At 42.5% G+C, this 23,891-nt stretch carries 22 protein-coding genes; 6 read left to right on the plus strand and 16 right to left on the minus strand.

Annotation, left to right across the window (positions count from 1 at the left end):
* Positions 1 to 30 precede the first annotated feature (30 nt).
* The 7 genes from tolA to BFG52_RS04380 all read right to left on the minus strand — a co-directional run bounded on the left by tolA (position 31) and on the right by BFG52_RS04380 (position 6,720).
* On the minus strand, positions 31 to 1,410 hold the full coding sequence (tolA, locus tag BFG52_RS04350) for a cell envelope integrity protein TolA (RefSeq protein WP_067553040.1): 1,380 nt from the start codon (positions 1,408 to 1,410) through the stop codon (positions 31 to 33).
* The gene (gene tolR / locus BFG52_RS04355) at positions 1,411 to 1,863 is read right to left on the minus strand and encodes a protein TolR (protein WP_067553042.1); all 453 of its coding nucleotides are present in this window, start codon (positions 1,861 to 1,863) and stop codon (positions 1,411 to 1,413) included.
* Positions 1,863 to 2,561: a protein TolQ gene (gene tolQ / locus BFG52_RS04360; RefSeq protein ID WP_067553044.1), complete on the minus strand. Its 699-nt coding sequence runs from the start codon at positions 2,559 to 2,561 to the stop codon at positions 1,863 to 1,865. Before tolQ ends, tolR begins: the two co-directional genes overlap by 1 nt.
* A 25-nt stretch (positions 2,562 to 2,586) precedes the next feature.
* Complete coding sequence (gene ybgC / locus BFG52_RS04365; protein ID WP_067559126.1) at positions 2,587 to 2,994, minus strand: tol-pal system-associated acyl-CoA thioesterase; 408 nt, start codon at positions 2,992 to 2,994, stop codon at positions 2,587 to 2,589.
* A 325-nt stretch (positions 2,995 to 3,319) separates the two neighbouring features.
* Positions 3,320 to 4,333, minus strand: a complete 1,014-nt coding sequence (gene ruvB, locus BFG52_RS04370) for a Holliday junction branch migration DNA helicase RuvB (protein WP_067553046.1) — start codon at positions 4,331 to 4,333, stop codon at positions 3,320 to 3,322.
* Positions 4,334 to 4,344: 11 nt separating this feature from the next.
* Positions 4,345 to 4,944: a Holliday junction branch migration protein RuvA gene (gene ruvA / locus BFG52_RS04375; RefSeq protein ID WP_067553048.1), complete on the minus strand. Its 600-nt coding sequence runs from the start codon at positions 4,942 to 4,944 to the stop codon at positions 4,345 to 4,347.
* Positions 4,945 to 5,373: 429 nt separating this feature from the next.
* Positions 5,374 to 6,720: a deoxyguanosinetriphosphate triphosphohydrolase gene (locus BFG52_RS04380; RefSeq protein ID WP_067553050.1), complete on the minus strand. Its 1,347-nt coding sequence runs from the start codon at positions 6,718 to 6,720 to the stop codon at positions 5,374 to 5,376.
* Between the two features lie 317 nt (positions 6,721 to 7,037).
* Here BFG52_RS04380 and purL point away from each other — a divergent pair, with 317 nt between their 5' ends.
* The 3 genes from purL (at position 7,038) to BFG52_RS04395 (ending at position 13,676) form a co-directional block, all read left to right on the plus strand.
* A complete protein-coding gene (purL, locus tag BFG52_RS04385; RefSeq protein ID WP_067553052.1) occupies positions 7,038 to 10,874 on the plus strand; it encodes a phosphoribosylformylglycinamidine synthase in 3,837 nt (1,278 codons plus the stop codon).
* Between the two features lie 601 nt (positions 10,875 to 11,475).
* On the plus strand, positions 11,476 to 12,768 hold the full coding sequence (locus BFG52_RS04390) for an MFS transporter (RefSeq protein WP_067553054.1): 1,293 nt from the start codon (positions 11,476 to 11,478) through the stop codon (positions 12,766 to 12,768).
* Between the two features lie 584 nt (positions 12,769 to 13,352).
* Complete coding sequence (locus BFG52_RS04395) at positions 13,353 to 13,676, plus strand: NGG1p interacting factor NIF3 (RefSeq protein ID WP_067553056.1); 324 nt, start codon at positions 13,353 to 13,355, stop codon at positions 13,674 to 13,676.
* A gap of 109 nt (positions 13,677 to 13,785) precedes the next feature.
* Here the strand turns inward: BFG52_RS04395 and BFG52_RS04400 are convergent, their stop codons facing one another.
* Entirely contained in the window at positions 13,786 to 14,586 is an 801-nt protein-coding gene (locus BFG52_RS04400; RefSeq protein ID WP_067553058.1) for an enoyl-CoA hydratase, read from the minus strand.
* A 98-nt stretch (positions 14,587 to 14,684) separates the two neighbouring features.
* Here BFG52_RS04400 and BFG52_RS04405 point away from each other — a divergent pair, with 98 nt between their 5' ends.
* A complete protein-coding gene (locus tag BFG52_RS04405) occupies positions 14,685 to 15,290 on the plus strand; it encodes a nicotinate-nicotinamide nucleotide adenylyltransferase (protein ID WP_067553060.1) in 606 nt (201 codons plus the stop codon).
* 67 nt (positions 15,291 to 15,357) lie between these two features.
* Here the strand turns inward: BFG52_RS04405 and BFG52_RS04410 are convergent, their stop codons facing one another.
* Positions 15,358 to 16,272 (minus strand): LysR family transcriptional regulator ArgP, encoded by a 915-nt coding sequence (locus BFG52_RS04410; protein ID WP_067553062.1) that lies wholly within the window; start codon positions 16,270 to 16,272, stop codon positions 15,358 to 15,360.
* A 107-nt stretch (positions 16,273 to 16,379) separates the two neighbouring features.
* Between BFG52_RS04410 and BFG52_RS04415 the strand changes: the two genes are divergently transcribed.
* Complete coding sequence (locus tag BFG52_RS04415; protein ID WP_067553064.1) at positions 16,380 to 16,997, plus strand: LysE/ArgO family amino acid transporter; 618 nt, start codon at positions 16,380 to 16,382, stop codon at positions 16,995 to 16,997.
* Positions 16,998 to 17,188: 191 nt separating this feature from the next.
* Here BFG52_RS04415 and BFG52_RS04420 read toward each other — a convergent pair whose 3' ends face one another.
* The 5 genes from BFG52_RS04420 to dapD form a co-directional block, all read right to left on the minus strand.
* Positions 17,189 to 17,656, minus strand: coding sequence for a peroxiredoxin (locus tag BFG52_RS04420; protein WP_067553066.1), 468 nt, complete (start codon positions 17,654 to 17,656; stop codon positions 17,189 to 17,191).
* A gap of 83 nt (positions 17,657 to 17,739) precedes the next feature.
* A complete protein-coding gene (locus BFG52_RS04425; RefSeq protein ID WP_067553068.1) occupies positions 17,740 to 18,144 on the minus strand; it encodes a hypothetical protein in 405 nt (134 codons plus the stop codon).
* A 10-nt stretch (positions 18,145 to 18,154) separates the two neighbouring features.
* Positions 18,155 to 18,829 carry a 7-cyano-7-deazaguanine synthase QueC gene (gene queC / locus BFG52_RS04430; protein ID WP_067553070.1) on the minus strand — a complete coding sequence of 225 codons (675 nt, stop codon included), beginning with the start codon at positions 18,827 to 18,829 and terminating at the stop codon, positions 18,155 to 18,157.
* A 68-nt stretch (positions 18,830 to 18,897) separates the two neighbouring features.
* Entirely contained in the window at positions 18,898 to 19,608 is a 711-nt protein-coding gene (queE, locus tag BFG52_RS04435; RefSeq protein WP_067553072.1) for a 7-carboxy-7-deazaguanine synthase QueE, read from the minus strand.
* Between the two features lie 79 nt (positions 19,609 to 19,687).
* Positions 19,688 to 20,509, minus strand: coding sequence for a 2,3,4,5-tetrahydropyridine-2,6-dicarboxylate N-succinyltransferase (gene dapD / locus BFG52_RS04440; RefSeq protein ID WP_067553074.1), 822 nt, complete (start codon positions 20,507 to 20,509; stop codon positions 19,688 to 19,690).
* 464 nt (positions 20,510 to 20,973) lie between these two features.
* On the opposite strand from dapD, the gene carO reads away from it, so the two are divergent.
* A complete protein-coding gene (gene carO, locus BFG52_RS04445) occupies positions 20,974 to 21,720 on the plus strand; it encodes an ornithine uptake porin CarO (RefSeq protein ID WP_067553076.1) in 747 nt (248 codons plus the stop codon).
* 122 nt (positions 21,721 to 21,842) lie between these two features.
* On the opposite strand, the gene BFG52_RS04450 is transcribed toward carO, so the two are convergent.
* Together BFG52_RS04450 and BFG52_RS04455 are read right to left on the minus strand one after the other, a co-directional pair.
* Positions 21,843 to 22,772 (minus strand): CysB family HTH-type transcriptional regulator, encoded by a 930-nt coding sequence (locus BFG52_RS04450; RefSeq protein WP_067553078.1) that lies wholly within the window; start codon positions 22,770 to 22,772, stop codon positions 21,843 to 21,845.
* 46 nt (positions 22,773 to 22,818) lie between these two features.
* Positions 22,819 to 23,880 carry a sulfate/molybdate ABC transporter ATP-binding protein gene (locus BFG52_RS04455; protein ID WP_067553079.1) on the minus strand — a complete coding sequence of 354 codons (1,062 nt, stop codon included), beginning with the start codon at positions 23,878 to 23,880 and terminating at the stop codon, positions 22,819 to 22,821.
* Positions 23,881 to 23,891: the final 11 nt, after the last annotated feature.

Below are 23,891 nucleotides of genomic sequence, written 5' to 3' on the forward strand. Positions count from 1 at the left end.
ATTGCGCAACGCGGCATTGCATATACCAGATTATTTTGCAGTAAAGTTAGCGGTAAAACGCCGTGATTGGCTCCGTGCTGTTGGGTCTTTGGGCATCGGGAAGGGTGCCGCCGATCGAACAGCTTGTTCAACACTGGCTTTTACATCTGGATCAGATGAATTCACCACCACACTAAGGACTTGACCACTGTCAGATAAGGTAATCGATGCACTGGCTTTTTTACCACTTGCACCAGAAGGCATACGCCATGCTGCATAGATTTTATTGGTAAAATCACGTTTGGCGGTATTGGCGATTTGCTTAGCTTCTGCGGCTTTGTTGGCTGCACTGGCTTCTTTTTCAATCTCTGCCAGACGTTTTTTCTCAGCGGCATCGCGTTTAGCTTTCTCCGCCGCCTCGCGTTTAGCTTTCTCAGCGGCATCGCGTTTAGCTTTCTCTGCCGCATCTTGTTTGGCTTTGTCCGCGGCCTCACGCTTGGCTTTGTCTGCGGCGTCACGTTTGGCTTTGTCCGCCGCCTCGCGTTTGGCCTTGTCCGCCGCGTCACGTTTGGCTTTGTCCGCCGCGTCACGTTTGGCTTTGTCTGCGGCATCTTGTTTGGCTTTGTCCGCTGCATCACGTTTAGCTTTGTCCGCCGCCTCGCGTTTGGCTTTCTCAGCTGCGTCACGTTTGGCTTTGTCCGCTGCGTCACGTTTGGCTTTCTCAGCTGCATCACGTTTAGCTTTGTCCGCCGCTTCGCGTTTAGCTTTGTCTGCCGCCTCGCGTTTGGCTTTTTCAGCCGCTTCGCGTTTGGCTTTCTCAGCCGCCTCAAGTTTTGCCCTTTCAGCAGTTTTACGTTGTTGCTCTAAAGCCGCCGCTTTACGTTTTTGCTCAGCCGCTGCTGCTTCTAATTTGGCTTTTTGCGCTGCTTCCGCTTGGCGTTTGGCCTCGGCTTGGGCTTTTTGACGCTCAGCTTCATTTTTAGCTTGTTTGGCTTTAGCCAAAGCTTGTTGTCGTGCCTGTTCAGCCTCAGCTTGTTTACGTTGTGCTTCGGCTTGTGCTTTGGCTTGTTCCGCAGCATGCTGTTTTTGTTGCAATGCTTGTGCTTCAGCTTGCGCTTTTTGCTGTGCCAATTGCTGTATTGCGGCAAGATCTGCCGCACTCGGCTGTTGCGGTTCAGGGCTTTGTGCGACTTCCGTTATCTCAGTCATTTCTGGTGCAGTATTCTCTGCGCCTTCATCTAAGGGAATGGCTTCAGGGGGAGGCAGATCTTCTGGATTGACCAAAATCGCTTTGATCTGTTTGGGCGGTACGGGAGGGCGACTCAGACCGAGTAATAATAAGCCGCTAATCGCCACAATATGTACCGCCACAGTAAAGCCAATGGCGATGGCTTTTTCTTTTTGCTGTGGCGACTTGAAATCTTTCTTCATTTATTTGATCGGCTCCGTGAGGAGTCCAACTTGGCTGAGACCCGCATCTTGTAGGCTGGACATCAACGCGACCACATCGCCATAAGGACGTGCTTTATCCCCATTGACCAAGACCATCAACTGTTGTTGTTTCGCAGCAGCATCTTTTTGTGCTTGTGTCAGCAACTGTTGCAGCTCATCTTGACTGAGCGCTTTGTCGGTCGGGTAATCTTTATAATTGAGATAAATTTCGCCCGATTGGCTTAAAGAGACAATCGCAGGAGATTCTTTGGACTCAAAGTTGCTGCTGTTGGCTTGGGGTAAGTCAACTTTAATGCCAGTGGTGATCATCGGCGCAGTGACCATGAAAATGACCAGCAATACCAGCATGACATCAATATAAGGCACGACATTCATGTCGCTTTTTAATGGCTTTTTAATGCGTGCAAAACGCCCAGAACGATGTATGGCCATTATTTGACATCCTGTGTTTGACTCACAGTTTGTGCTTGTAATAACGCTGTCATTTCTTCAGCAAATAAAGCACGTCCAGCATAGATTTGTTCACCCTTGGCGGTGTAGTGGTTAAATGCTAAGACCGCTGGAATTGCGGCGAATAAACCAATTGCTGTCGCAATCAATGCTTCGGCAATGCCTGGTGCAACGGTTGCCAAAGTCACTTGCTCAACTTGAGCAAGTCCAATAAAGGCATTCATGATGCCCCAGACTGTACCGAATAAGCCGATATATGGTGCGACAGAACCAATGCTGGCCAAGGCGCTGAGACCTTGCTCTAAACGACCTTGATCACGACTTAAACCTACCCCTAACAGACGTTCGGTACCGTTGATTTTAGCGCTTGCTGTGGCATGGGCATTGTCGAGTTTGTAATACTCCGCCATGCCTTGGTAGAAAATATCTTCTAAACCATCACGTTTAGAGTTGAGCTGTGCATTGTTATATAGGGTAGATAACGCTGCACCAGACCAAAATATTTTTTGAAAATGTTCATCGCCTTGACGGGCTTTTTTATAACTGAGGTGTAGTTTGGCAATGATATACCAACTGAAGAGTGATGCGAGGACTAAGATCAGCATCACCAGTTGAACAATCGGGCTTGCTTGCAAAATAAGATCAGAAATATGTAATGATGATTGAAGTTGTGTTGCCATAGCTACCGCTGCCAATGATTTTCTTTTAGGCGTGAGCTAATTCTTTGTGGATTAGGTCACTGATTTCGTTTGGAATTCTGCAAGGTCTCATTTCTGCACTAATACATGCCAACTCGACCTCACCAGAAGCAAGCATGATTTCACCACGATAAATATTTTGTTGCAATACAAAAGATGTAGATTTACACGAAACTACACTTGTCGTTACAGTAATTAAATCATCCATGAGTATAGGACGATGATATTTAACAGCTATTTTATGAACAACGAAGTTGTAATCTTGTTGATGCCAATAATGAGAAATCCCTGAAGCACGCAGCCATTCTGTACGCGCACGTTCCATAAAGCGGATATGGTTGGCATGATAAACGATGCCGCCGGCGTCAGTATCTTCAATATAAACACGGATTTGGAATTCGAATTTATTGGCCATAATCATTGATCCATAAGGGGCTGCTGCAACGAAATCGTTGTGTAGCAAACAAAATATTAAATTGGTCACGTCATTCAAAGGAATAGCACGTGAAAAAAAAGCCTGTGCGGGCGCTAAGCGCAGGAAGTTTAGCATAATCATGCCTGAGTCAAATGGCGTATCTGATCAAGTTCAGATAATCTCCGTAAAATAAAATCCATCCCAAACCGCTGCGGTTTTATATTTTTAACTATTTGTTTTGATGAGTGATATTTTATTTTGATGAATGATATTGTTTTTAGCACCTAAGGGCGCCCCAGTAAGAAGCGCGCTCGTGCTGTCCAATTTACTTGACTTGTTTGCTCTCAGGCGGCGTTAAACCAAACTGTATATAGGCTTGGCTGGTGGCAATACGTCCACGTGCAGTCCGCATAGCATAGCCTTGCTGAATCAGATAGGGCTCAATCACATCTTCCAAAGTACCCGCATCTTCTGCCATCGCTGCTGCCAAAGCTTCAACGCCCGCAGGTCCGCCCTCAAAACGTTCTAACAACAGAGTTAAATAACGGCGATCCAGCGTATCTAGCCCAGATTTGTCAACATTCAACATATCTAAAGCGCGTTGTGCCATATCTTGAGTGACTTCACCTGTGCCTTTGACTTGGGCATAGTCTCGTACACGACGCAATAATCGGTTAGCGATGCGTGGTGTACCGCGTGCCCGTCGCGCGATTTCTGCGGCGCCATCAGCCGTCATTGGCACATCCATTAAGCCCGCCGAACGACCGACAATATGCGTGAGATCTTCGACAGAATAAAACTCTAAGCGTTGTACGATACCAAAACGATCCCGCAAGGGGGAGGTCAATAAGCCTGCGCGCGTGGTGGCAGCGACTAAGGTAAATGGCGGCAGATCAAGCTTGATAGAACGTGCTGCAGGTCCTTCACCAATCATAATATCCAGTTGGTAGTCCTCCATGGCTGGATATAAAATTTCTTCAATGACAGGAGATAAACGATGGATTTCATCAATAAAGAGGACGTCACCTTCTTCTAAATTGGTGAGTAGTGCAGCAAGATCACCGGCGCGCTCCAGCACTGGGCCAGAAGTCGATTTTAGGCTGCCACCCATTTCACGGGCAATGATATTGGCCAGCGTGGTTTTACCTAAACCGGGCGGACCAAAAATTAAAGTATGGTCTAAAGCCTCGCCTCGACCACGTGCTGCACCGATAAAAATCTCCATTTGTTCACGCACAATGGGCTGACCAATGTAATCGGCAAGTGATGTCGGACGAATGGCTCGATCAAATTGATCTTCTGGGCGTTCAGTTGCACTAATAATGCGATCTTGCGTCATGGCGAATGTCTTTACTTCATCATTGATTTAAGCGCGGCACGAATTAAGTCGGCGGCTTCTTGATAGTCGTTTTTAAATGCTGCGACAGCTTTTTGTGCTTCAGCAGGTTTATAGCCTAGAGATTGTAGTGCAGCTTCAGCCTCGGCAACAGCAGAATGCGCATTAAATTGAATTTGCCCAGGATTATTGGGATTGGCACTGGTTGTGCTCATGGCTTTGAAGCGATCTCTTAATTCTATTAATAGGCGTTCGGCAGTTTTTTTGCCGACACCAGGGACTTTGACCAAGCTATTGAGGTCTTCCGTTTCAATACTGTGTATCAGCAACTCAACGCTAAGTGTCGAGAGAATACCCAATGCCATTTTAGGACCGACACCATTGACTTTTAATAAGGTTTTAAAGATATTTTTTTCTTGTGCATCGAGGAAACCATAAAGTTGTTGCGCATCTTCACGCACCACCATGTGTGTCCACAATGTCACTGTTTGCGCTTTTTGCAATTGGCAAAAAGTTGAGAGCGGTGTATCAACTTCATAGCCGACCCCGTTAACATTCAATAAGACGGTTGGGGCTTCTAAAGCCAGTACTTCACCGATAAGACATCCGATCATGGTGTGTTCCACTGTTAAGTTAAATCATTGCTAGTCGGTGAGATAAGAATGACCAGCAGTTTATTCAATATAAAGCTTCATCAATATAAAGCTTCGTCAATATCAATCGTTGTGAGCATCAAGCATGGCGAAATGCGTTGAAAGATCGCGTTATCTCAGCAAGCATACCTAGTTTTAGCATGCATAGTTTCAGCATATATATTGATTTTATATTGATTTCAGCATGCATATTAGAGCGCTGTGCTTTGAAACGCAAAGCATGCGACGTTTTAAGCCGTTAAAGTATGACCGCTTTAGCGGGCGAAAGCATGCGCATGACTGCATCTTAAGCCTAGATGATGCATCGACTCATCTAGGCGCTGAGGTTTTAGAGCCAATCTTAAGCTTCAGTTTGAAGCTTAAGATTTAGACTTCAGTTTGAGGCTCAACTCAAATAGATAACATACTGACTTTATTGCCTTGCAGTTCTTGCGCCATTTGATAAGCCTGATGGTCAGATAATTTACTAATGATATCTAGCACTTGCATAATATTATCATAATGGTCATCACTGAACTGTGCGCCAAAGCGTTGGATAGTGGTCAAGAGTCGAGTTTCTTTAAAACTTAGGTTTTTATTGGGTGTAGTCAGTGGAATAAAGGCATCGAGTAAATGCTGTAAACTTTGATGCGCCACGATTTCTAAGCCTGACTTCTGTGGATGTTGAAAAATTTTATCGCGGGCTAGGTTTTTGGCACGATTGATGCCTATCTCAATATCGGGGGCACAATATTGCAAGAGGCTACCTTGTAGCTGACCATGCATAATTTCATAATGATGTTTGGCAAAGGCTGTGCTGACTTCCTCAACCAGACGCTTCATGACTCGTCCACGTAAAGCCGCAATTTTTTGTTGCCAAGTACTATGCGGCATATGCAGTTCTTCTGGTTGCGCATATTCACCAATTAAATCTAAAAAAACTGGTTCCACTTCGGCATAACTGAGCATATTGAGGGTAATCCCGTCCTCAAGATCAATCAGTGCATAACAAATGTCATCGGCGGCTTCGAGTAAATAGGTCAGGGGGTGGCGGCAATAGTGATAGTCACCCAATTGAATTAAACCAAGTTGCTCTGCAATGTCACGCAGAACGTCTTTTTCTGATTGATAGCAACCAAACTTTGCCCGTTGACTTGCTGGCGTATTTCCTTGTGAGGCAATGGTTTTAGATAACCACGGATACTTTAAATAAGCACCTAAGGTTGCATAGGTAAGGCGCATTCCGCCTGCATGAGGGTGATAATCAATTTTTGTCAGTAAGCGTAAGCCTTGCGCATTGCCTTCGAATTGGCGTACATCGGCTTCTTGTTCAGGGCTGAGGTCTTTGAGGAAATCAGTATGTGAGGCATCATCAAACCATTCACGAATGGCATATTCACCGGCATGGCCAAAGGGAGGATTGCCAATATCATGTGCCAAGCAAGCCGCTTGAATAATCGCCCCGACATCGGCAGCGGAGATCCACATCGGCAAATGTTGGCTAATTTTTTCTGCTGCCAGCATGCCCAAGGAACGACCAATACAGGAGACCTCTAGAGAATGGGTCAGTCGTGTGTGAATACCATCGTGTTGGGTCAGCGGGTGGACTTGGGTTTTACGGTTAAGCTGCCGAAAGCTTTGGGAGAAAATAATACGGTCATAATCTTTGTGAAAGGGGCTGCGCGCTTGTTCTGTGGCACCTTTTTTACTCCCCATTCGTACCGTTGAGAGGAGTTCTAACCAACGCATTTGAGTCATTTATCATTTTTCGCTCTGTATTTTTCAGCATCATGCCAAAAATCTGCGCAAAGCACTAGTGCCAAGCAATTTTCCATGTGCTATTGCTACAGTCTGTAGTTACAGCGTTTGAAGCCCATGGCTGTTTTGCCGATCAAATAGCGTGGATTGTAAAAAAATGTGCAGGATCACACAGAAATAGGAGATCTAGCCCGAAAACTCGATTTTATCCTGCGGATATGACTAGCTGAACAGGCGCTTTCGCAGTAGAATATGCGCTCTCTTCAAGTCACATTGCGGCACGGTTCACAAGCCCTGCCCGTGGAGCCAAAATCAACATGTTTATCGTGGCCGGTGCACCAGCACATTCTTCATTTAAGAAAACTCAACTCTTAAATCGTTTAGCAGCAATGAGTTCTGTTCAGTCTTTTGACAGCCAGTGGGTTTATTTGTTTGACCAAGAGCTCGACGAGCAACAGCAACAGCATGCCAAGCAGTTGCTGAATGACGGACAGCATTATACATTACGCCAAGCGGCCGCTGATGAAGTCCAACTGATCGTCACACCACGGGTTGGAACCATCTCTCCGTGGTCATCCAAGGCAACGGATATTTTTGCCAATTGTAATTTGCCCGTACACCGCCTAGAACGCGGTGTTTTGTTTACTTTAAAGGGCATAAATTCAGTCGATGCTGCATTACAACAGTTATTGCATGATCGGATGACAGAAAGTACTTTTGCACACTTGGCAGATGCTGCTGTATTGTTTAGTGAAACTGCAGCCAAGCCTTTGGCGACTGTGGATATTCTAACGCAAGGCGCAGCAGCACTGGTGCAAGCCAATCAAGAATTTGGTTTTGCACTCTCCGATGAAGAAATTGATTATTTAACCGATGCCTTTACCCAGTTGGGGCGTAATCCGCATGACATTGAGTTGATGATGTTTGCACAAGCCAACTCAGAACACTGTCGGCACAAAATTTTTGGCTCTGAATGGACTATTGATGGTGAAGTACAACCGCTGTCTTTATTCCAAATGATTAAAAATACCTATAAAGAATCGCCAACAGATGTCTTGTCTGCTTATAAAGACAATGCTTCAGTGATTGTCGGCTTCGATACGCAACGCTTTTATCCGAAAAAAGATGCCACAACAGGGCAATACCTTTATAAATACAAAAGCCAAGCCGCGCATATACTGATGAAGGTGGAAACCCATAACCACCCCACTGCAATTGCGCCATTTGCGGGTGCAGCAACAGGTTCAGGTGGTGAAATTCGTGATGAAGGCGCAACGGGACGTGGCGGTAAGCCCAAAGCAGGTTTAACGGGGTTTACCACATCTAACCTCAATATCCCCGGTTTTGAACAGCCTTGGGAACAACCTTATGGTAAACCGTCTCGTATTGCATCGCCTTTGCAAATCATGATTGAAGGTCCATTGGGTGGCGCTGCGTTTAATAACGAATTTGGTCGTCCGGCTTTAACTGGTTATTTCCGTACTTTTGAGCAAAAGGTGCAGGGTGAAGTACGCGGTTTCCATAAGCCGATTATGATAGCGGGTGGTTATGGCAATATTCGTCCTGACCATGTAGAAAAAGATGCCATTCAACCGGGTGACCTACTGATCGTATTGGGCGGTCCTGCCATGTTAATTGGTTTAGGTGGCGGTGCAGCTTCTTCAGTCGATAGCGGCACCATGGGGGAGAACCTAGACTTTGCCTCAGTACAGCGTGAAAACCCAGAAATGGAGCGTCGTTGCCAAGAAGTCATCGATACCTGCTGGCGTTATGAAGATGAAAACCCTGTGGTTTCTATTCATGATGTGGGCGCAGGGGGGATTTCCAATGCCATGCCTGAGCTGGTCAATGACCATGAGTTGGGCGCCGTACTCAATTTACGTAAAATTCCATCTTTAGAACCTGGTATGTCACCGATGGAAATCTGGTCGAATGAAGCACAAGAACGTTATGTCTTGGCTATTCGCCCAAGTTCTTTGCCTTTATTTGAAGAAATTTGTGCCCGTGAACGTTGCCCATTTGCAGTATTGGGTGAAGCAACAGAAGCACGCCAATTACGTGTAGAAGATCCATTGTTTGAAAACAATGCCGTAGATATGCCTATGCAAGTCTTGTTGGGCGGCACACCGCGCATGAGCCGTCGCTATGACAGTATTCAACGTCAAGGTGATGACTTCGATCTTGCACAGGTTGACTTAGAAGATGCAATTTTCCGTGTGCTTAAGCATCCTACTGTTGCGTCAAAATCATTCTTAATTACCATCGGTGACCGTAGTATTACCGGCATGGTTGCACGCGATCAAATGGTAGGTCCTTGGCAAGTTCCTGTTGCCGATGCCGCAGTCACCACGACCAGTCTACAAGGTTATACCGGTGAGGCCATGGCGATGGGTGAACGTCCACCTGTTGCATTGCTCAATCCAGCCGCGTCAGCGCGTTTGGCTGTGGCCGAGTCAATTAGCAATATCATGTGTGCCAATATCGAACAGATCAGCGATATTAAACTTTCGGCAAACTGGATGGCAGCAGCAGGGCAAAATGGTGAAGACCAAGCCTTGTTTGAAGGTGTTAAAGCCATTGGTATGGAAATGTGCCCAGCTTTAGGCATTGCTATTCCTGTGGGGAAAGACTCATTGTCCATGCGGACCACTTGGCAAGATCAAGCTGAAGACAAAGCCGTCACCTCACCGATGTCAGTGGTGATTACCGCATTTGCACCCGTTGTCGATGTACGTAAGACCTTGACGCCACAGTTAAAAGCTGATTTTGATAGCGTATTGGTACGTATTGATTTATCCAAAGGTCAACACCGCATCGGTGCATCAATCCTAACACAGGTCTATCAAGCCATTGGACAGGTCGCACCAGATGTAGATAGTTTTGATGATTTCAAAGCCATGTTTAACTTGGTGCAAGACTGGAATAACCGTGGTCTAATCCAAGCCTATCATGATATTGGTGATGGCGGTCTGCTTGCGGCAGTTGCTGAAATGATGTTTGCTTCACGTTTAGGGGTGCAACTCAATTCACAAAGCTTAGCAAGCCTATTTGCCGAAGAAATTGGCGCTGTCGTACAGCTTAGCCGTGCAGATTGGGACGCATTACAAGCAGAATTAGAGGCTTCGCCATTGCGCACGGCCATCACCGCTGTTGGTGTAGTGACTGAGCGTGATGAGCTACAAGTTAATGGTTTAACTTTAAGCCGTGTTGCTTTACAACAGGCCTGGGCGGAAGTGTCGCATCAAATCCAACGTTTACGAGATAATAGCGAAACGGCAGATCAAGAGTTTAGCTTGATTGCTGATGCAAATTATCGTGGCATTATTGCTGAAGCAACTTTTGACCTCAATGAACCGATTGAAGCACCTTATATTAACAATGGTCGCCCACAAGTTGCGATCTTGCGTGAGCAAGGGGTCAATGGTCATATCGAAATGGCCGCTGCTTTCGATAAAGTTGGTTTTAGTACCGTTGATGTGCATATGAGTGACTTATTGGCAGGTCGTAGCGATTTAGCAGATTTCCAAGGCTTAGTTGCTTGTGGTGGTTTCTCTTATGGGGATGTATTGGGTGCTGGCGGTGGTTGGGCTAAGTCGGTATTGTTTAACAACAAACTCCGTGATCAATTTGAACAATTCTTCCAAAATGATCAAACCTTTAGCTTAGGGGTGTGTAATGGTTGTCAAATGTTGTCACAGTTGGCACCGTTGATTCCTGGTGCTGATGCTTGGCCGCGTTTTCATCGCAACCGCTCTGAAGTATTTGAAGCAAGGGTTGCCAATGTACGCTTAGAACAGTCGACTTCTGTATTACTACAAGATATGCAAGGCTCTATTTTACCGATTGCCATCGCGCATGGTGAAGGGCGTGCTGTTGCTACGGAGGCAGATTTGGCGAGCTTGAATGCCAATCAGCAAGTTGCATTACGTTATGTCGACAGTCAGGGGCAAGCAACACAGCATTATCCATTGAATCCAAATGGTTCACCTCAGGCAATTGCAGGATTAAGCTCACTCGATGGTCGTGTCACCATTATGATGCCGCATCCTGAGCGTAATTTCCGAGCGGTTCAACATTCTTGGAAACCAGATAGCTGGCAAGAAGATGGTGCTTGGCTCAGAATGTTCCGTAATGCACGTAAGTTTATCGCTTAATAACATTAGTTTAATAGTTTAATGTTTCTAACGTTGTTATAGCGCAAGGAACTTTCTGTATAGCAACGTTTACAAAGCGGTTTTATCTTCTGGATAAAACCGCTTTTTTTGTTGATTGGACTGAGTATGTGTTGCATAAATTGTGTGCGAAATGTTATTTAAAAATCCTGAAATATCTAACATATTTAAAGTTGCATAAGATTAATTATTTTAAACAATCATTATTTTTCTGATCGGCATAAGCTCAATAGCGCTGCTCAATATATCGGTTTTGCGCATTTTTAATCCTATTATATCTAAATTTAATCATCACTTGCTGCTTTTGCCAGCATTTGCTTTTATTGATTGTTAATTTTTTATTGATAATAATTTATTGATCAATTAAATTGCCAAAGCTTGATGTTGTGGTTCTGGGCTACTTGTGGCTGTGATGAAAAAAATTAACTACAGTACGCTCGGATATAAAATAGTTAAATAGCAAAGCATCTTAAAACGACAATAGATGCTGGAATAATGTTCAACAATAGAACATCACAGGAATGTCCAGTTCATATAACAACACGCGATATCAACCTATGCATGACCATTTAAGGAAATATAAATGAGCCAAGTTTATAGTAAAGAAGAACGCAGAAGCCGTATCCGAGGGATTATAGGAGCGGCATCTGGTAATTTAGTCGAGTGGTTCGATTTTTATATTTATGCTGTGTTTGCCATGTATTTTACCAAGGCAATGACACCTTCTGATATGAATTCAACCACACAAGATATTTATGTCTGGGGCGTATTTGCAGCAAGCTTTTTTATGCGTCCATTAGGCAGTTGGATTTTTGGTCGGATTGCAGATAAACATGGTCGAAAAAAATCGATGATTATCTCAATCTGTTTAATGGCATTTAGCTCTTTTCTATTTGCTGCTTTACCAACCTATCAACAGGCAGGTTTAATTGCACCATTACTTTTATTATTGGTGCGTTTACTACAGGGTTTATCCGTCGGAGGAGAATACGGCGCCGTTGCAACCTATATGAGTGAATTGGGATTAAAAGGTCAGCGTGGCTTTTTTGCATCTTTTCAATATGTGACCTTATCTGGTGGTCAACTATTAGCAAGTTTGCTCAGCGTGATTATTTTATTCTTCCTCACCGAACAACAGCTGTATGATGGTGGCTGGCGTATTCCTTTTGTGATTGGTGGTGCTGCAGCAATTCTGTCTTTATTGGCACGAAGCCGTTTGGAAGAAACTTTATCTGAGGAAGATAGCGAACGCAAAGAGTCAGGCTCATTAATCGAATTGCTCCGGAAACATTGGGCGAGTTTTCTTTTGGTGGTCGGCTATACTGCCGCAGGTTCACTAAGCTTTTATGTTATTACCGTGTATTCTAAGACTTATATGAGTCATCTTGAAATCGATAATAAAGTAGCAGGGTTTATTATGACCTTCTCCTTGCTAATTTTTATGCTGGCTCAGCCTTTATTTGGTGCCTTGTCAGATCGTATTGGGCGCCGTATGAGTATGTTAATTTTTAGTAGTGCGATGGCAATCTTTATTTATCCAGTCATGGTGATCGGTATGCGGCATTATAGTCAAGAGCCTGTCATGATTGCAGTATTACTGATTTTCTTGATGATGATTTTAAGCTTTTATACTTCGATTAGCGGTTTAATTAAAGCCGAAATGTTTCCACCACATGTACGTGCCTTAGGGGTTGGTTTTTCTTATGCCGTTGCCAATGCTATGTTTGGTGGTTCAGCACCGTCAGTGGCTTTACAGTTTAAAGCCGCGGGCATAGAAAATAGCTTCTTTATCTATGTGATTATCATGTTGGTTATTTGCTTTTTCTGTAGTTGGAAACTTCCTGCTGAGCCAGAATATTTGAAACATGATCATTAATTGTCCCCATTAAGCTAAAGCTCTCATGCATTCAACTCGCCATTTTTATGGCGAGTTTTTACATCAACTTACAATATGTTCATTTTTTCACAATGAATAAAAATTGCTTGCACCTACAGGGGTGTTTTTGTAAATTATTAATTAATATTAAAAAATATCAAAGAAAACGATATTTATTATATAATTTTAGTTTATTGTTTAACAAATTAAATACAAAATATTGCGAATGTGTGGACTTTTTTTATTGCGTTAATGTAACATTGCGATAGTGGTTAAAAACTAGTCTTGAGGCTAGAAGATAGTAATAAATATATAAAATTAATTTGCAGGCGATGCAGTATGTGTAAGAGGGGAATAAAAATGAGCAGAATATTGCGAGAACGCTCCGATCATGACAAAGAACAAATATGGCATAAGGGTTGGTTTTGGTTTGCCTTAGTGCTGCTTGTGCAGGGGATTGTATTATGTATTGCATTATTGCGACAGCTCATTTTATTTGTTTAAACAGATAAATCTTGCTGGCGCAGCTGATACAGTAGATGATGCCTTAAGCGTAATAATATTGACTTTAAATCATCGAGACTATGTTAAAAATTATTTATTTTGTACCTGAGACACACTTAGAACAAACCAAACAAGCCATTTTTGCAGCCGGCGCTGGGGCAATGGGGGCTTATAGTCAATGTGCTTGGCAGGTACTCGGCATGGGACAGTTTAAACCTGAGCTGGGGAGTCAACCCTATATTGGAGAACAGAAAAAATTACAACAGGTTGCTGAATGGCGCGTAGAATCTATCGTTCCTGAAGCGGCAGCTTTAGCAGTTTTGGAGGCTTTAAAAGCAAGTCATCCTTATGAAGAACCGGCATTTGAGTTTATACAGTTATTTGATATTAACTCGTTGACCTAAAGAGATTGCTTTCACTTGCACGTGTTGTATACGGTCCTAATAAAACACATATTGACAGCAACACTGCGCAGTGTTGCTGTCAAAGGACTGTTCATTGAACTGACTAAAGTTAATTGAACTGACTAAAATCTGGACGGCGTTTTTGCATAAAGGCTTGTACGGCTTCTAATAACTCTGGTGATTTTACCCGTTGCATAAAGATTTCAGCTTCAGCATCTACCAATGCTAAAATTTCATCCAAGTTATGTTTCATTAAAGCCTTACTTTGTTTAATAGAGGCAAGGGGTAAGGCTGCTAAATGCTGTGCTTGCTGTTCAGCATAAGCATAAACATCATCTACGACAGCATTAATTAAGCCTGCATGCAGTGCTTTTTCACTATTAAATTTTTGTGCTGTAAATAATAATTCTGCGGCACGCTTATAACCTGCTTGTTGGATCAATAAACGGCTTGCACCTCCTTCAGGAGATAGACCTAGACTGACAAAAGGCATTTGGAAAATTGCACTGTCATCACTATAAACCAAATCTGCGTGCAATAATAATGTGACGCCGATACCAATGGCCACGCCTTTGACTGCAATAATCAGGGGCTTGCTAAAACGTGCTGCAGCTTTTAATAAAACAAAAGGGGGTTCATCTCCTGCTTTGTTCTGGCTTGGACTTTTGACAAATTTCATAAAATCTTGCATGTCATTGCCAGCACTGAAATCTTGATCAGCACCACGTAGAATGACGACACGTACCGCTGAACTTTGATCTGCTTCATCCAATGCTTGAGCAAGTTGTAAATAAAGCTCAGAGTAGAGTGCATTTTTAGCATCGGGACGATTAATCGCTAAAGTAAGTACACCGGCTTCAATTTTTGCATCTAAATGTGGTTGGGGCTGTTGAATACATTGTAGCGTCATCGTAGTATCCTAATTCTAAATTAAACAACATATGATGGCATTATGACTGAGTTCAACGCAAAAGTTGTAACTTACACAGTCATAAAATTGAATTGAAGATGACATATACATTTGATTATCTAGTTTATATCGGGCGTTTCCAGCCTTTTCATTTGGCACATATGCAGACCATTAATATTGCTTTGCAACAGGGTCGTGAGTTGATTATCGCCTTGGGTTCTGCTCAAGCTGAACGATCAATTAAAAATCCTTTTTCAGCATCGGAACGTAAGGCCATGATTTTGGCTTGCTATCCAGAAGATTTACAGCAGCGGTTACATTTTGTTGATATCGAAGATGTTTATAATGATGTGAAGTGGGTCAACTTACTCAAAAAACGTGTGCAGGATTGTATAGGCGCTTTGTCAGTGCAACCATGCCACTCTATGTTAAAAGTTGGTTTAATTGGGCATTTTAAAGATGATTCATCTTATTATTTAAGCCTATTTCCAGATTGGCAGTTAGTGGAACTAGATAGTTTAAGAGGGGCAATTTCGGCTACACCTTTGCGCCGTGCTTATTTTCAGGGCAAGATTATTGAACAAGAATTTCCAGCTGCAACGGTGAGTTTCTTGAAGCAGTTTAAACACAGTCGTTATTATCAAGCGTTACAGAAAAAATTTCAGCAACAAGATTATTCGATATTATTAGAGCACGAATTATAAGGTTATATTTGAGCAGTGAAGGGCTTATTTATGCTTCATTGCTCCGTGCTTTATGGTTCATGTTGTATTATTTTTGCTTTATTGGTCGTAAATAGGCTTGGGCTTGCTGTTGTAGGGCTTGGCTGAGAGTTTGCAGAATTGGTGCCTGTTGTTTCCAATGATGCCAATACAGTACTAGGTCAATGGGTTGTATAGAATCTTCTGCCAGATAAATCAATTCACCACGCTGGATATAATCTTGCATTTGTAACTCAGGCACTAGCCCATAACCGAAGCCATATACAATGCTATTTAAAAACTCGTGTGCAGAAGGTATGTGGTGATAAGGATAGCTATTGGCAAATAAACCAAATTGTTGCTGCAATAATTCACGATGCATTTGATCATGCCTATCAAAAATAATCGCTGGTGCGCTTTGTAAGCTTTGCCGTTTGACACCGTGTGCAAACCATTTTTGCGCAAATGCAGGGCTTGCCACTAAACGATAACGTAAAATGCCAAGTTTTACGGCTACACAACCTTGCATTGCCTGAGTTTCGGTTGAGATACAGGCATTGACTTGCCCACTTTCTAAAAGTTGATGTGTTTGCGTTTGATCCTTAATTTGTATGTCTAAAAGTAGTTTTTGTGCCGTTAATATGGGACTTAAGGCAGGGAGTAACCACGTGGCTAAGGAATCTGCATGACTGGCAATGCGAACACTATAAAAATTTTGCTGCTGTTGCTTAGCGGCGAGTTGATATAAAAAACTTTCCTCAATGCGCTGCATTTGTTGTAAGTGTTGTGCCAATTCTAGCCCAATGGCTGTAGCACGACAGGGACGTTCACGTAGTATGAGGATTTGCGCTAAGCTTTTTTCTAGACTTTGTACACGTAGACTGACAGCAGAGGCACTAATACAGAGTTTCTGGGCCGCAACTTCAAAACTTCCATATTGTAAGACTGCCAGAAATGCTTGGCACTGTTTATTCTGTAATGTCATTTTTAACCTAAGTAAAACTTAAGATCGCTAATATTTTCTTGATCATACGGATTTAAATCAAAAAACCAAGATAATACTGCGATCAACACAATGTTTTTTGGGTGTCTATGTCATTCTCACTTTATATAAAAGGTTTTGCTTTAAGCTTAAGTTTGATCGTTGCCATTGGGGCGCAAAATACTTATGTGTTGCAGCAAGGTTTAAAAAGACAGCACGTTTTTTGGGTTTGTTTATTCTGCGCAATTTCAGATGCGATTTTAATTGCTTTGGGCGTATTTGGGCTAGGGCAATTCATTGTGCAACATGCACAGGTTTTATGGCTTGCTCAGTATTTAGGTGTTGCATTGTTAGTCTATTATGCAATAAAACATCTTTATCAGGCTTATCAAGCGCAATATGCTTGGGGTGGTGTAGCAGATTCACAGACATCCTTACTGCGCAGTTTGGTATTTTGTGCTGCATTAACTTGGCTTAATCCACATGTGTATTTAGATACAGTGGTGTTGATTGGGGTCGTCTCAGCACAGATTCAAAGTGATAAGCTTTATTTTGCCTTGGGCGCGATGAGCGCTTCATGTTTGTTTTTCTTTAGCTTGGGCTATGCTGCGCAAGCGATTGCACCAGTGTTTCGTAGTATTCGTGCTTGGCGTGTATTAGATTGTTGTATTGCTTTTTTACTGCTGTACTTGGCTTGGGGATTATTTCACTTGTCGATTGCGATTTAAGATATCGTATGTCACTAAAAATATCTTAAATTGTGGGTAGATTTAACTTTCTTTGTGCAGGATCATGCTGATGAGCTTGTGCTCTACGCACGCTATAATCGTGCTGCTAGTCCAGTGTTGATATAGCCCTCAACACAGTGCATGCAGTGGGCTATATCCATTATCATTTTTAGGCTTCTGCGTATGATACTTTAACCAGCTTGCAGTTGTTTTAGGTCTGCAAGTACTTGTGCAGCATGACCTGCGGCTTTGACTTTGCGATAAGATTTGACCAATTTAGCTTGATGGAAAATAAAGCTAGAACGTTCTACCCCCATGACTTTTTTTCCATACATATTTTTTTCTTTGATCACATCAAAGTGTTCACAGAGTTGTTGGTCTGGATCGCTGATCAAGGAGATGGTTAGGTCTTGTTTCGTGGTAAAGTTTTGATGGGCTTTAACTGAATCTCTCGATACCCCAATCACTTCGCAACCAAGCTGCGCAAATTGATCTTTTAAACAACTAAAATCAACAGCTTGTGTGGTGCAACCTGGGGTTGAATCTTTGGGATAAAAGTATAGAACCAGCCAATCTTGTGGCAACTGGTTTAAGTTAATTTGCCCTGTCGTGCTTGCAAAGCTTTGCGTTGGTAACTGGATGTCTAGATCTTCACACATACATCACTCCATAAAAACAGCCACATACAGTGGCTGAAAGGATGTTGAACAATTTAAAAAAGGTCTTTTAAACGCTTCGGGGCTTATTTTGCTTGAGCAGATTTCATTGCTTCTTCAGTCAAGGTTTTGAGCTTTGCTGAAAGTTGTGGTCCAAAACATGCCAACAATTCTTGATTTTGTTTTTGCACAAAAGCAAGGGTTGATGGGTTTTTCTTTTGGTTAATTGTGCTTTGAATTTCCCATTTTTGGTTGTTGGTCAATTTACCATCAGACTCAATGGCACATGTGCAATATTTACTCACTTCAGCGGCTGTTAATTTACCACCTTTAGCAGTTTCAGTTTTACAAACTTGGATCAGTGCATTTTTTACATTGGAGCTGCTATAAGCTTGTTGTAGAGCTGCATTGTCAGCGGCGAAGCTGGTATTTGCGAGCATCGCAGCGCCCAATACTGAAGACGTACATAAAACTGATTTTAAGATATTCATAAACTATTCTCTATTTGTTCGGGATGTAGCGTGTTGGATCGGCGATGCCTGCATCGGTAAAACCTTGCTTGCGCAGTCTGCAACTATCGCATTTACCACAAGCACGTCCTTGATTATCTGCTTGGTAACAAGAGACTGTCTTGCTGTAGTCTACTCCATGTTCCAAGCCTAAGCGTATAATGTTCGCTTTAGATAAATGTAACAGAGGCGTTTCGATTTTTAAAGCATTACCTTCTACACCGACTTTGGTTGCCAGTTGTGCCAGTTGTTCAAAGGCAGCAATAAACTCTGGTCGGCAATCGGGATAACCAGAATAATCGACAGCATTAATGCCAATCACAATGGCTTGTGCGGCATAGACTTCAGCCGCAGCCAGTGCATAAGATAAAAAGATGGTATTTCGTGCTGGAACATAGGTAATCGGAATGCCACTTTGTTCTTGTTCTGGAACATCAATGCTATGGTCGGTCAATGCTGAGCCGCCCAATTGACCGAGGTCAATTTGAATGGTGCGATGTTCAACACCTAAATCTTGGCACATGGCTTTGGCGGCATCTAGTTCGGTGGTAGAACGTTGCCCGTATAGGAAGCTGAGCGCAATACATTCATAGCGTGCTTGTGCCCAAGCCAAACAAGTTGTGGAATCTAAGCCGCCTGATAGCAGCACAATGGCACGCGCGCGCATAATGTTTCTCCATAGCAAAGTTGCTGAATAAAAATAATCGATGTGGTCAGAATGTAGATGAGCGTGATCTAGCGACCCGTCTCATCATTCCAAAGTAATTTATGCAATTGTAATTGAAAACGAACTTGAAGACGATCATCTAAAATCCATTGCGCTAAATCTCTGGCTAAAGCTGGGAGTGCAACCGCACCTTTTTCAATGGCAAAGGCAGGGGAAAACCAAACGCTACCAACACGTTGTTCTAAACGATAGCGTTCAACTTGATTTTTAGCCCAGATATAGTCTTCACGATTACAAATGACAAATTTAATTTGATCATGTGCTGTCAGGTGATCGAGATTACTGAGTAAGTTTTTGCGTTCCTCGCCCGAACTTGGCGTTTTTAAGTCCATGACTTTAGAGACGCGAGGATCAACCTTAGAAACATCTAATGCTCCACTGGTTTCTAAAGAAACTTGACATCCTAAATCGGCTAATTGTGTCATGAGTGGAATACAATTGGGCTGCGCTAAAGGTTCACCACCGGTAATACAAATATGTGGTGTTTGATAGGCGCGTGCGACGTCAATAATATGTGCCAAACTTAAACGTTCACCACCTTCAAAAGAATAGGTGGTATCACAATAGTGGCAACGTAATGGACAGCCTGTAAGACGAATGAATACCGTTGCCAAACCTGCGCTATTGGCTTCACCTTGTAGTGAATAAAAAATCTCAGTTATACGAAGACCTGCCGCAGGATCGGAGACAGGTATCGCAGTAGAACGACGTGCGTGCATATATTTATCTAGACCACATGAAAAAACAAAAAGTCTCTACGCCCATGACTGACCGTAGAGACTTAAATTATATGGAAAATTAGTCTTCGCGTAACAAGTCATTTAAGCTTGTTTTAGCGCGTGTTTGTGCATCAACTTTTTTCACAATGATTGCTGCATATAGGCTATAGCGTCCATCTTTAGATGGTAGGCTGCCAGGTACAACAACTGAACCCGCAGGTACACGACCATAGTGAATTTCACCTGTTTCACGGTCATAAATTCGTGTTGATTGACCAATGAAAACACCCATTGAAATGACAGAGCCTTCTTCAACAATCACGCCTTCAACGATTTCTGAGCGTGCGCCGATAAAGCAGTTGTCTTCAATGATGGTTGGATTTGCTTGGAGAGGTTCTAATACACCGCCAATGCCTACACCACCAGAAAGATGCACGTTTTTACCGATTTGTGCACATGAACCTACAGTTGCCCACGTATCGACCATGGTGCCTTCATCAACATAAGCGCCGATATTGACATAAGAGGGCATCAAAACAACATTTTTAGCTTGGAAGCTACCTTTACGTGCAACAGCCGGTGGGACTACACGTACACCAGCAGCTTGGAATTGTGCATCACTCCAACCAGAAAATTTAGTTTCAACTTTATCGTAGAAACGTAAATCGCCAGCATCGATCGGATGGTTGTCATTGAGTTTGAAAGAAAGAAGTACAGCTTTCTTTACCCATTGATGAACAATCCATTGCCCATCAAATTTTTCTGCAACACGTAAGCTACCATCATCTAAGCGAGCAATCACTTGTTCAACCGCTTGACGAATTTCTGCAGGACAATCCGCTGCAGAGAGCTGCGCACGATTTTCAAATGCTTGCTCTATCATCGTAGAAAGCTGAGACATAATCTTCCTTCCCAAAAAATTTAAAAGATTTTACACCAAATCGCTAAGATTAACCTGTATTCATCCTGATTACTATGTAATCCTGATCCAGATTGAAAAAAGCATTTGCTTGGTGCAAGTATAAATTTCATTTACAGTCATTTTAAAATAGTTTTTATCACGTGCTGATGGAAATTGAGTGGTCATTAAAATGGCTAAAATAATGATTTTGGTTTACAAATTGGACAAAATTTTACTACGAACTCAAAATGGTAAAAAATATATTTTTATTTAATGGAAAATTTATTGTAATTTGTCAAGCCCTAAGTGTTTATAAAATACAGTGCCTTACATAAAATTGTATCAAAAAGCTACAAAAAGTTAAATTTGAATGGTTAAAAATTTAACAAAACTCGTTTAAGGTTATGCAACACAGCGACTATAAATAATTTGAATGAGATGGTTTTTCTATCTAGGAGATACACATGAAATCTTTAAAGCTCGCAATTGTGACAACAGCGTTGACTTGCTCTGGTTTAGCTATGGCAGATTCAGCAGTAGTCCAAGGTAACTCTGTTTTTGATGGTAAGCAGCTTATTCCATCTGGTGTGCGTGCTGAGGTGGGAACAACAGGTTATGGTGGTGCACTATTATGGGATGTGAACCCATATGTAGGCTTAGCGCTTGGCTATAATGGTGGTGATATTTCTTGGTCTGATGACGTAAAAGTCAATGGCTCAAAATATGACATCGATATGGACAATAATAATGTTTATTTAAATGTTGAAGTTCGTCCTTGGGGTGCAAGTAGCAATACCTTTGCCAAAAGCTTATATGTTGCGACAGGTGTGGGTTATACCGACAATGACTATGACTTAGACCGTCGTGTAGATGCAAACCGCAACTTTACAGTCAACAATACTGATTTTAAAGCGGGTGCCAATGGTGCACACATCAACGGTAAGATGAAATATAAAAATGATATTTCACCTTATATCGGTTTAGGGATTGCACCGAAGTTTAATAAGAACTGGGGTGTATTTGGTGAAATTGGTGCCTACTATACAGGTAACCCACAGGTTGCTTTGAATCTTGAATCTGGTGGTGCCAATACTGCTACAGATACCGCTTTACTCGAAAATGAAATTCGTAATGAAGCAAATAAAATTTCGACCAAGAGCAGATATGAATGGATGCCTGTTGGTAAAGTCGGTGTTAGCTTTAACTGGTAAGATTGCGCAAGCATAGTTTAGATATGCTGCAAAAAAAAAACGAGCTACGGCTCGTTTTTTTGCATTAAATCAATATGTTGGCTAATTGTCTAAGTTAAAATCTTGACTTAGTCTAGATATGGTCAATCATCCGGATAAGCAACGCGTTTTAGCGCTTTGATATCTGCTTCTGGTGAGCATAACGAAATAAACTCATAACCATAGCCCCGTAATAGATGTCCTTTACGTACCGCGATCCAGGTTGTATTTAAGCCAAAGAGATCGGTATTGACTTGTTTTAAGCGATGATCACGTTCAGGATCATATGCTACGTCATTGACAATCCCAATGCCCATACCTAACTCGACATAGGTTTTTATGACATCGGCATCGAGAGCAGACATGACGATATCGGCATGTAAACCTGCTTTTTCAAAAGCTTGATCTATTTTAGAGCGTCCAGTAAAACCGCCATGATAGGTAATGATTGGATATTGTGCCAGTGTCTCTAATGTAATGTCTGCAACGGGGATATTACTTAAAGGATGTTGTGAAGGCGTAATAATACTGTGTTTCCACGTATAAAAAGGTACGCTGGCTAAGTTTTCTTCGGTGGTTAATGACTCCGTTGCAATACCGATATCGGCCAAACCCATCGATAACAACTCAGCAATTTCCACTGGGCTGGCTTGTTGCAAAATCAAATGGACTTTGGGGAAGTGCTTTTTAAAGGCATTGACAATCGGAGGTAACACATAACGCGCTTGGGTATGGGTGGTGGCAATGGTTAAAGTGCCTTCATCGACTTTATTAAAGTCATCAGCTAGACGTTTGATATTATCTGCATCAATCAGCATTCTTTCGACAATACTCAACAAGGCTTGACCAGGCTCAGTTAAGCCTAAGAGACGTTTACCTTTACGAACAAATAACTGTACTCCAAGCTCATCTTCTAAGTCTTTGATGTGCTTACTGACGCCTGATTGAGAGGTATAAAGTGCTGCAGACGCTTCGGTTAAGTTAAAGTTTTGTCGTACAGTTTCTCGAATGATTCTAAGTTGTTGAAAATTCATGACATTGAGTACCTAGATAGAACTGTAAATAGAGTTGAACATCGCGCTAAGCGACCTGATGTTCAAATAAATGTAAAGTGGTTGCGCTTAACCAAACAGTTTGATTGGCACGTAATTGATGCTGCTTGGCTTGATCAATCGTTAGATTTATTTCTAGAATTTGTCCAGAATAATCTTGTAATTCAGCGATGACTTTGCCTGCAATCCAAACTTCTCTTAAGAAGGTTGCTTGAATCGCATTCGGTGTTGCGACGGTATGAATCTGTAGTTCATCTGGGCGAGCAAAGGCTAAGACTTTACCTTGTGGTGCAGCGTGTAAATGTGGCAGTTGAATACGGTCTTCACCTATAGTCACCACGCCCTGATGGTTTTCGGCTTCAAAGCGATTGGTTTGCCCTAAGAAATCAAAGACAAAAGGGGTGCTTGGCTGTTCAAACACTTGGCGCGGTGAGCCTATTTGTTCGATATTACCTTTGTTCATCACCACGATTTGATCGGCGACTTCAAGCGCTTCTTCTTGGTCATGGGTAACAAAAATCGAGGTGATATGTAGCTCGTCATGCAGACTCCGTAACCAACGGCGTAATTCTTTACGTACTTTGGCATCTAAGGCACCAAAAGGTTCATCAAGTAGTAGCACACGTGGTTCTACCGCCAAGGCACGGGCCAACGCAATACGTTGACGTTGACCACCTGAAAGTTGTGCTGGATAACGATCTGCTAAAAAGCCTAATTGCACCAAGTCAAGTAATTTGGTAACCCGTTTTTTGATTTCTGCTTCTGAAGGACGCGTTGAACGCGGGCGTACTCTTAAACCAAAAGCAACGTTGTCAAAGACCGTCATATGTCTAAATAAAGCATAATGTTGAAAGACAAAGCCCACTTGACGTTCCCGTACATGCACATCTGTTGCGTCATTGCCCTCTAAAATCACTTGACCGCTATCGGCTGTTTCGAGCCCTGCGATAATACGCAATAAGGTGGTTTTACCGCAGCCAGATGGCCCCAATAATGCGACCAATTGACCTTCAGGAAAGTCTAAAGAGATATTATTTAACGCGTGGAATGCGCCAAAGTCTTTACGTATGTTTTTAACTTGTATACTCATGATGACCATCC

The organism is Acinetobacter larvae (assembly GCF_001704115.1).
Taxonomy (GTDB): domain Bacteria; phylum Pseudomonadota; class Gammaproteobacteria; order Pseudomonadales; family Moraxellaceae; genus Acinetobacter; species Acinetobacter larvae.

Bases quoted from the DNA above. Each gene is read 5' to 3' on its own strand.
- tolA (WP_067553040.1), bottom strand. From the start codon at position 1,410: ATGAAGAAAGATTTCAAGTCGCCACAGCAAAAAGAAAAAGCCATCGCC.
- tolR (WP_067553042.1), bottom strand. From the start codon at position 1,863: ATGGCCATACATCGTTCTGGGCGTTTTGCACGCATTAAAAAGCCATTA.
- tolQ (WP_067553044.1), bottom strand. From the start codon at position 2,561: ATGGCAACACAACTTCAATCATCATTACATATTTCTGATCTTATTTTG.
- ybgC (WP_067559126.1), bottom strand. From the start codon at position 2,994: ATGGCCAATAAATTCGAATTCCAAATCCGTGTTTATATTGAAGATACT.
- ruvB (WP_067553046.1), bottom strand. From the start codon at position 4,333: ATGACGCAAGATCGCATTATTAGTGCAACTGAACGCCCAGAAGATCAA.
- ruvA (WP_067553048.1), bottom strand. From the start codon at position 4,944: ATGATCGGATGTCTTATCGGTGAAGTACTGGCTTTAGAAGCCCCAACC.
- BFG52_RS04380 (WP_067553050.1), bottom strand. From the start codon at position 6,720: ATGACTCAAATGCGTTGGTTAGAACTCCTCTCAACGGTACGAATGGGG.
- purL (WP_067553052.1), top strand. From the start codon at position 7,038: ATGTTTATCGTGGCCGGTGCACCAGCACATTCTTCATTTAAGAAAACT.
- BFG52_RS04390 (WP_067553054.1), top strand. From the start codon at position 11,476: ATGAGCCAAGTTTATAGTAAAGAAGAACGCAGAAGCCGTATCCGAGGG.
- BFG52_RS04395 (WP_067553056.1), top strand. From the start codon at position 13,353: ATGTTAAAAATTATTTATTTTGTACCTGAGACACACTTAGAACAAACC.
- BFG52_RS04400 (WP_067553058.1), bottom strand. From the start codon at position 14,586: ATGACGCTACAATGTATTCAACAGCCCCAACCACATTTAGATGCAAAA.
- BFG52_RS04405 (WP_067553060.1), top strand. From the start codon at position 14,685: ATGACATATACATTTGATTATCTAGTTTATATCGGGCGTTTCCAGCCT.
- BFG52_RS04410 (WP_067553062.1), bottom strand. From the start codon at position 16,272: ATGACATTACAGAATAAACAGTGCCAAGCATTTCTGGCAGTCTTACAA.
- BFG52_RS04415 (WP_067553064.1), top strand. From the start codon at position 16,380: ATGTCATTCTCACTTTATATAAAAGGTTTTGCTTTAAGCTTAAGTTTG.
- BFG52_RS04420 (WP_067553066.1), bottom strand. From the start codon at position 17,656: ATGTGTGAAGATCTAGACATCCAGTTACCAACGCAAAGCTTTGCAAGC.
- BFG52_RS04425 (WP_067553068.1), bottom strand. From the start codon at position 18,144: ATGAATATCTTAAAATCAGTTTTATGTACGTCTTCAGTATTGGGCGCT.
- queC (WP_067553070.1), bottom strand. From the start codon at position 18,829: ATGCGCGCGCGTGCCATTGTGCTGCTATCAGGCGGCTTAGATTCCACA.
- queE (WP_067553072.1), bottom strand. From the start codon at position 19,608: ATGCACGCACGTCGTTCTACTGCGATACCTGTCTCCGATCCTGCGGCA.
- dapD (WP_067553074.1), bottom strand. From the start codon at position 20,509: ATGTCTCAGCTTTCTACGATGATAGAGCAAGCATTTGAAAATCGTGCG.
- carO (WP_067553076.1), top strand. From the start codon at position 20,974: ATGAAATCTTTAAAGCTCGCAATTGTGACAACAGCGTTGACTTGCTCT.
- BFG52_RS04450 (WP_067553078.1), bottom strand. From the start codon at position 22,772: ATGAATTTTCAACAACTTAGAATCATTCGAGAAACTGTACGACAAAAC.
- BFG52_RS04455 (WP_067553079.1), bottom strand. From the start codon at position 23,880: ATGAGTATACAAGTTAAAAACATACGTAAAGACTTTGGCGCATTCCAC.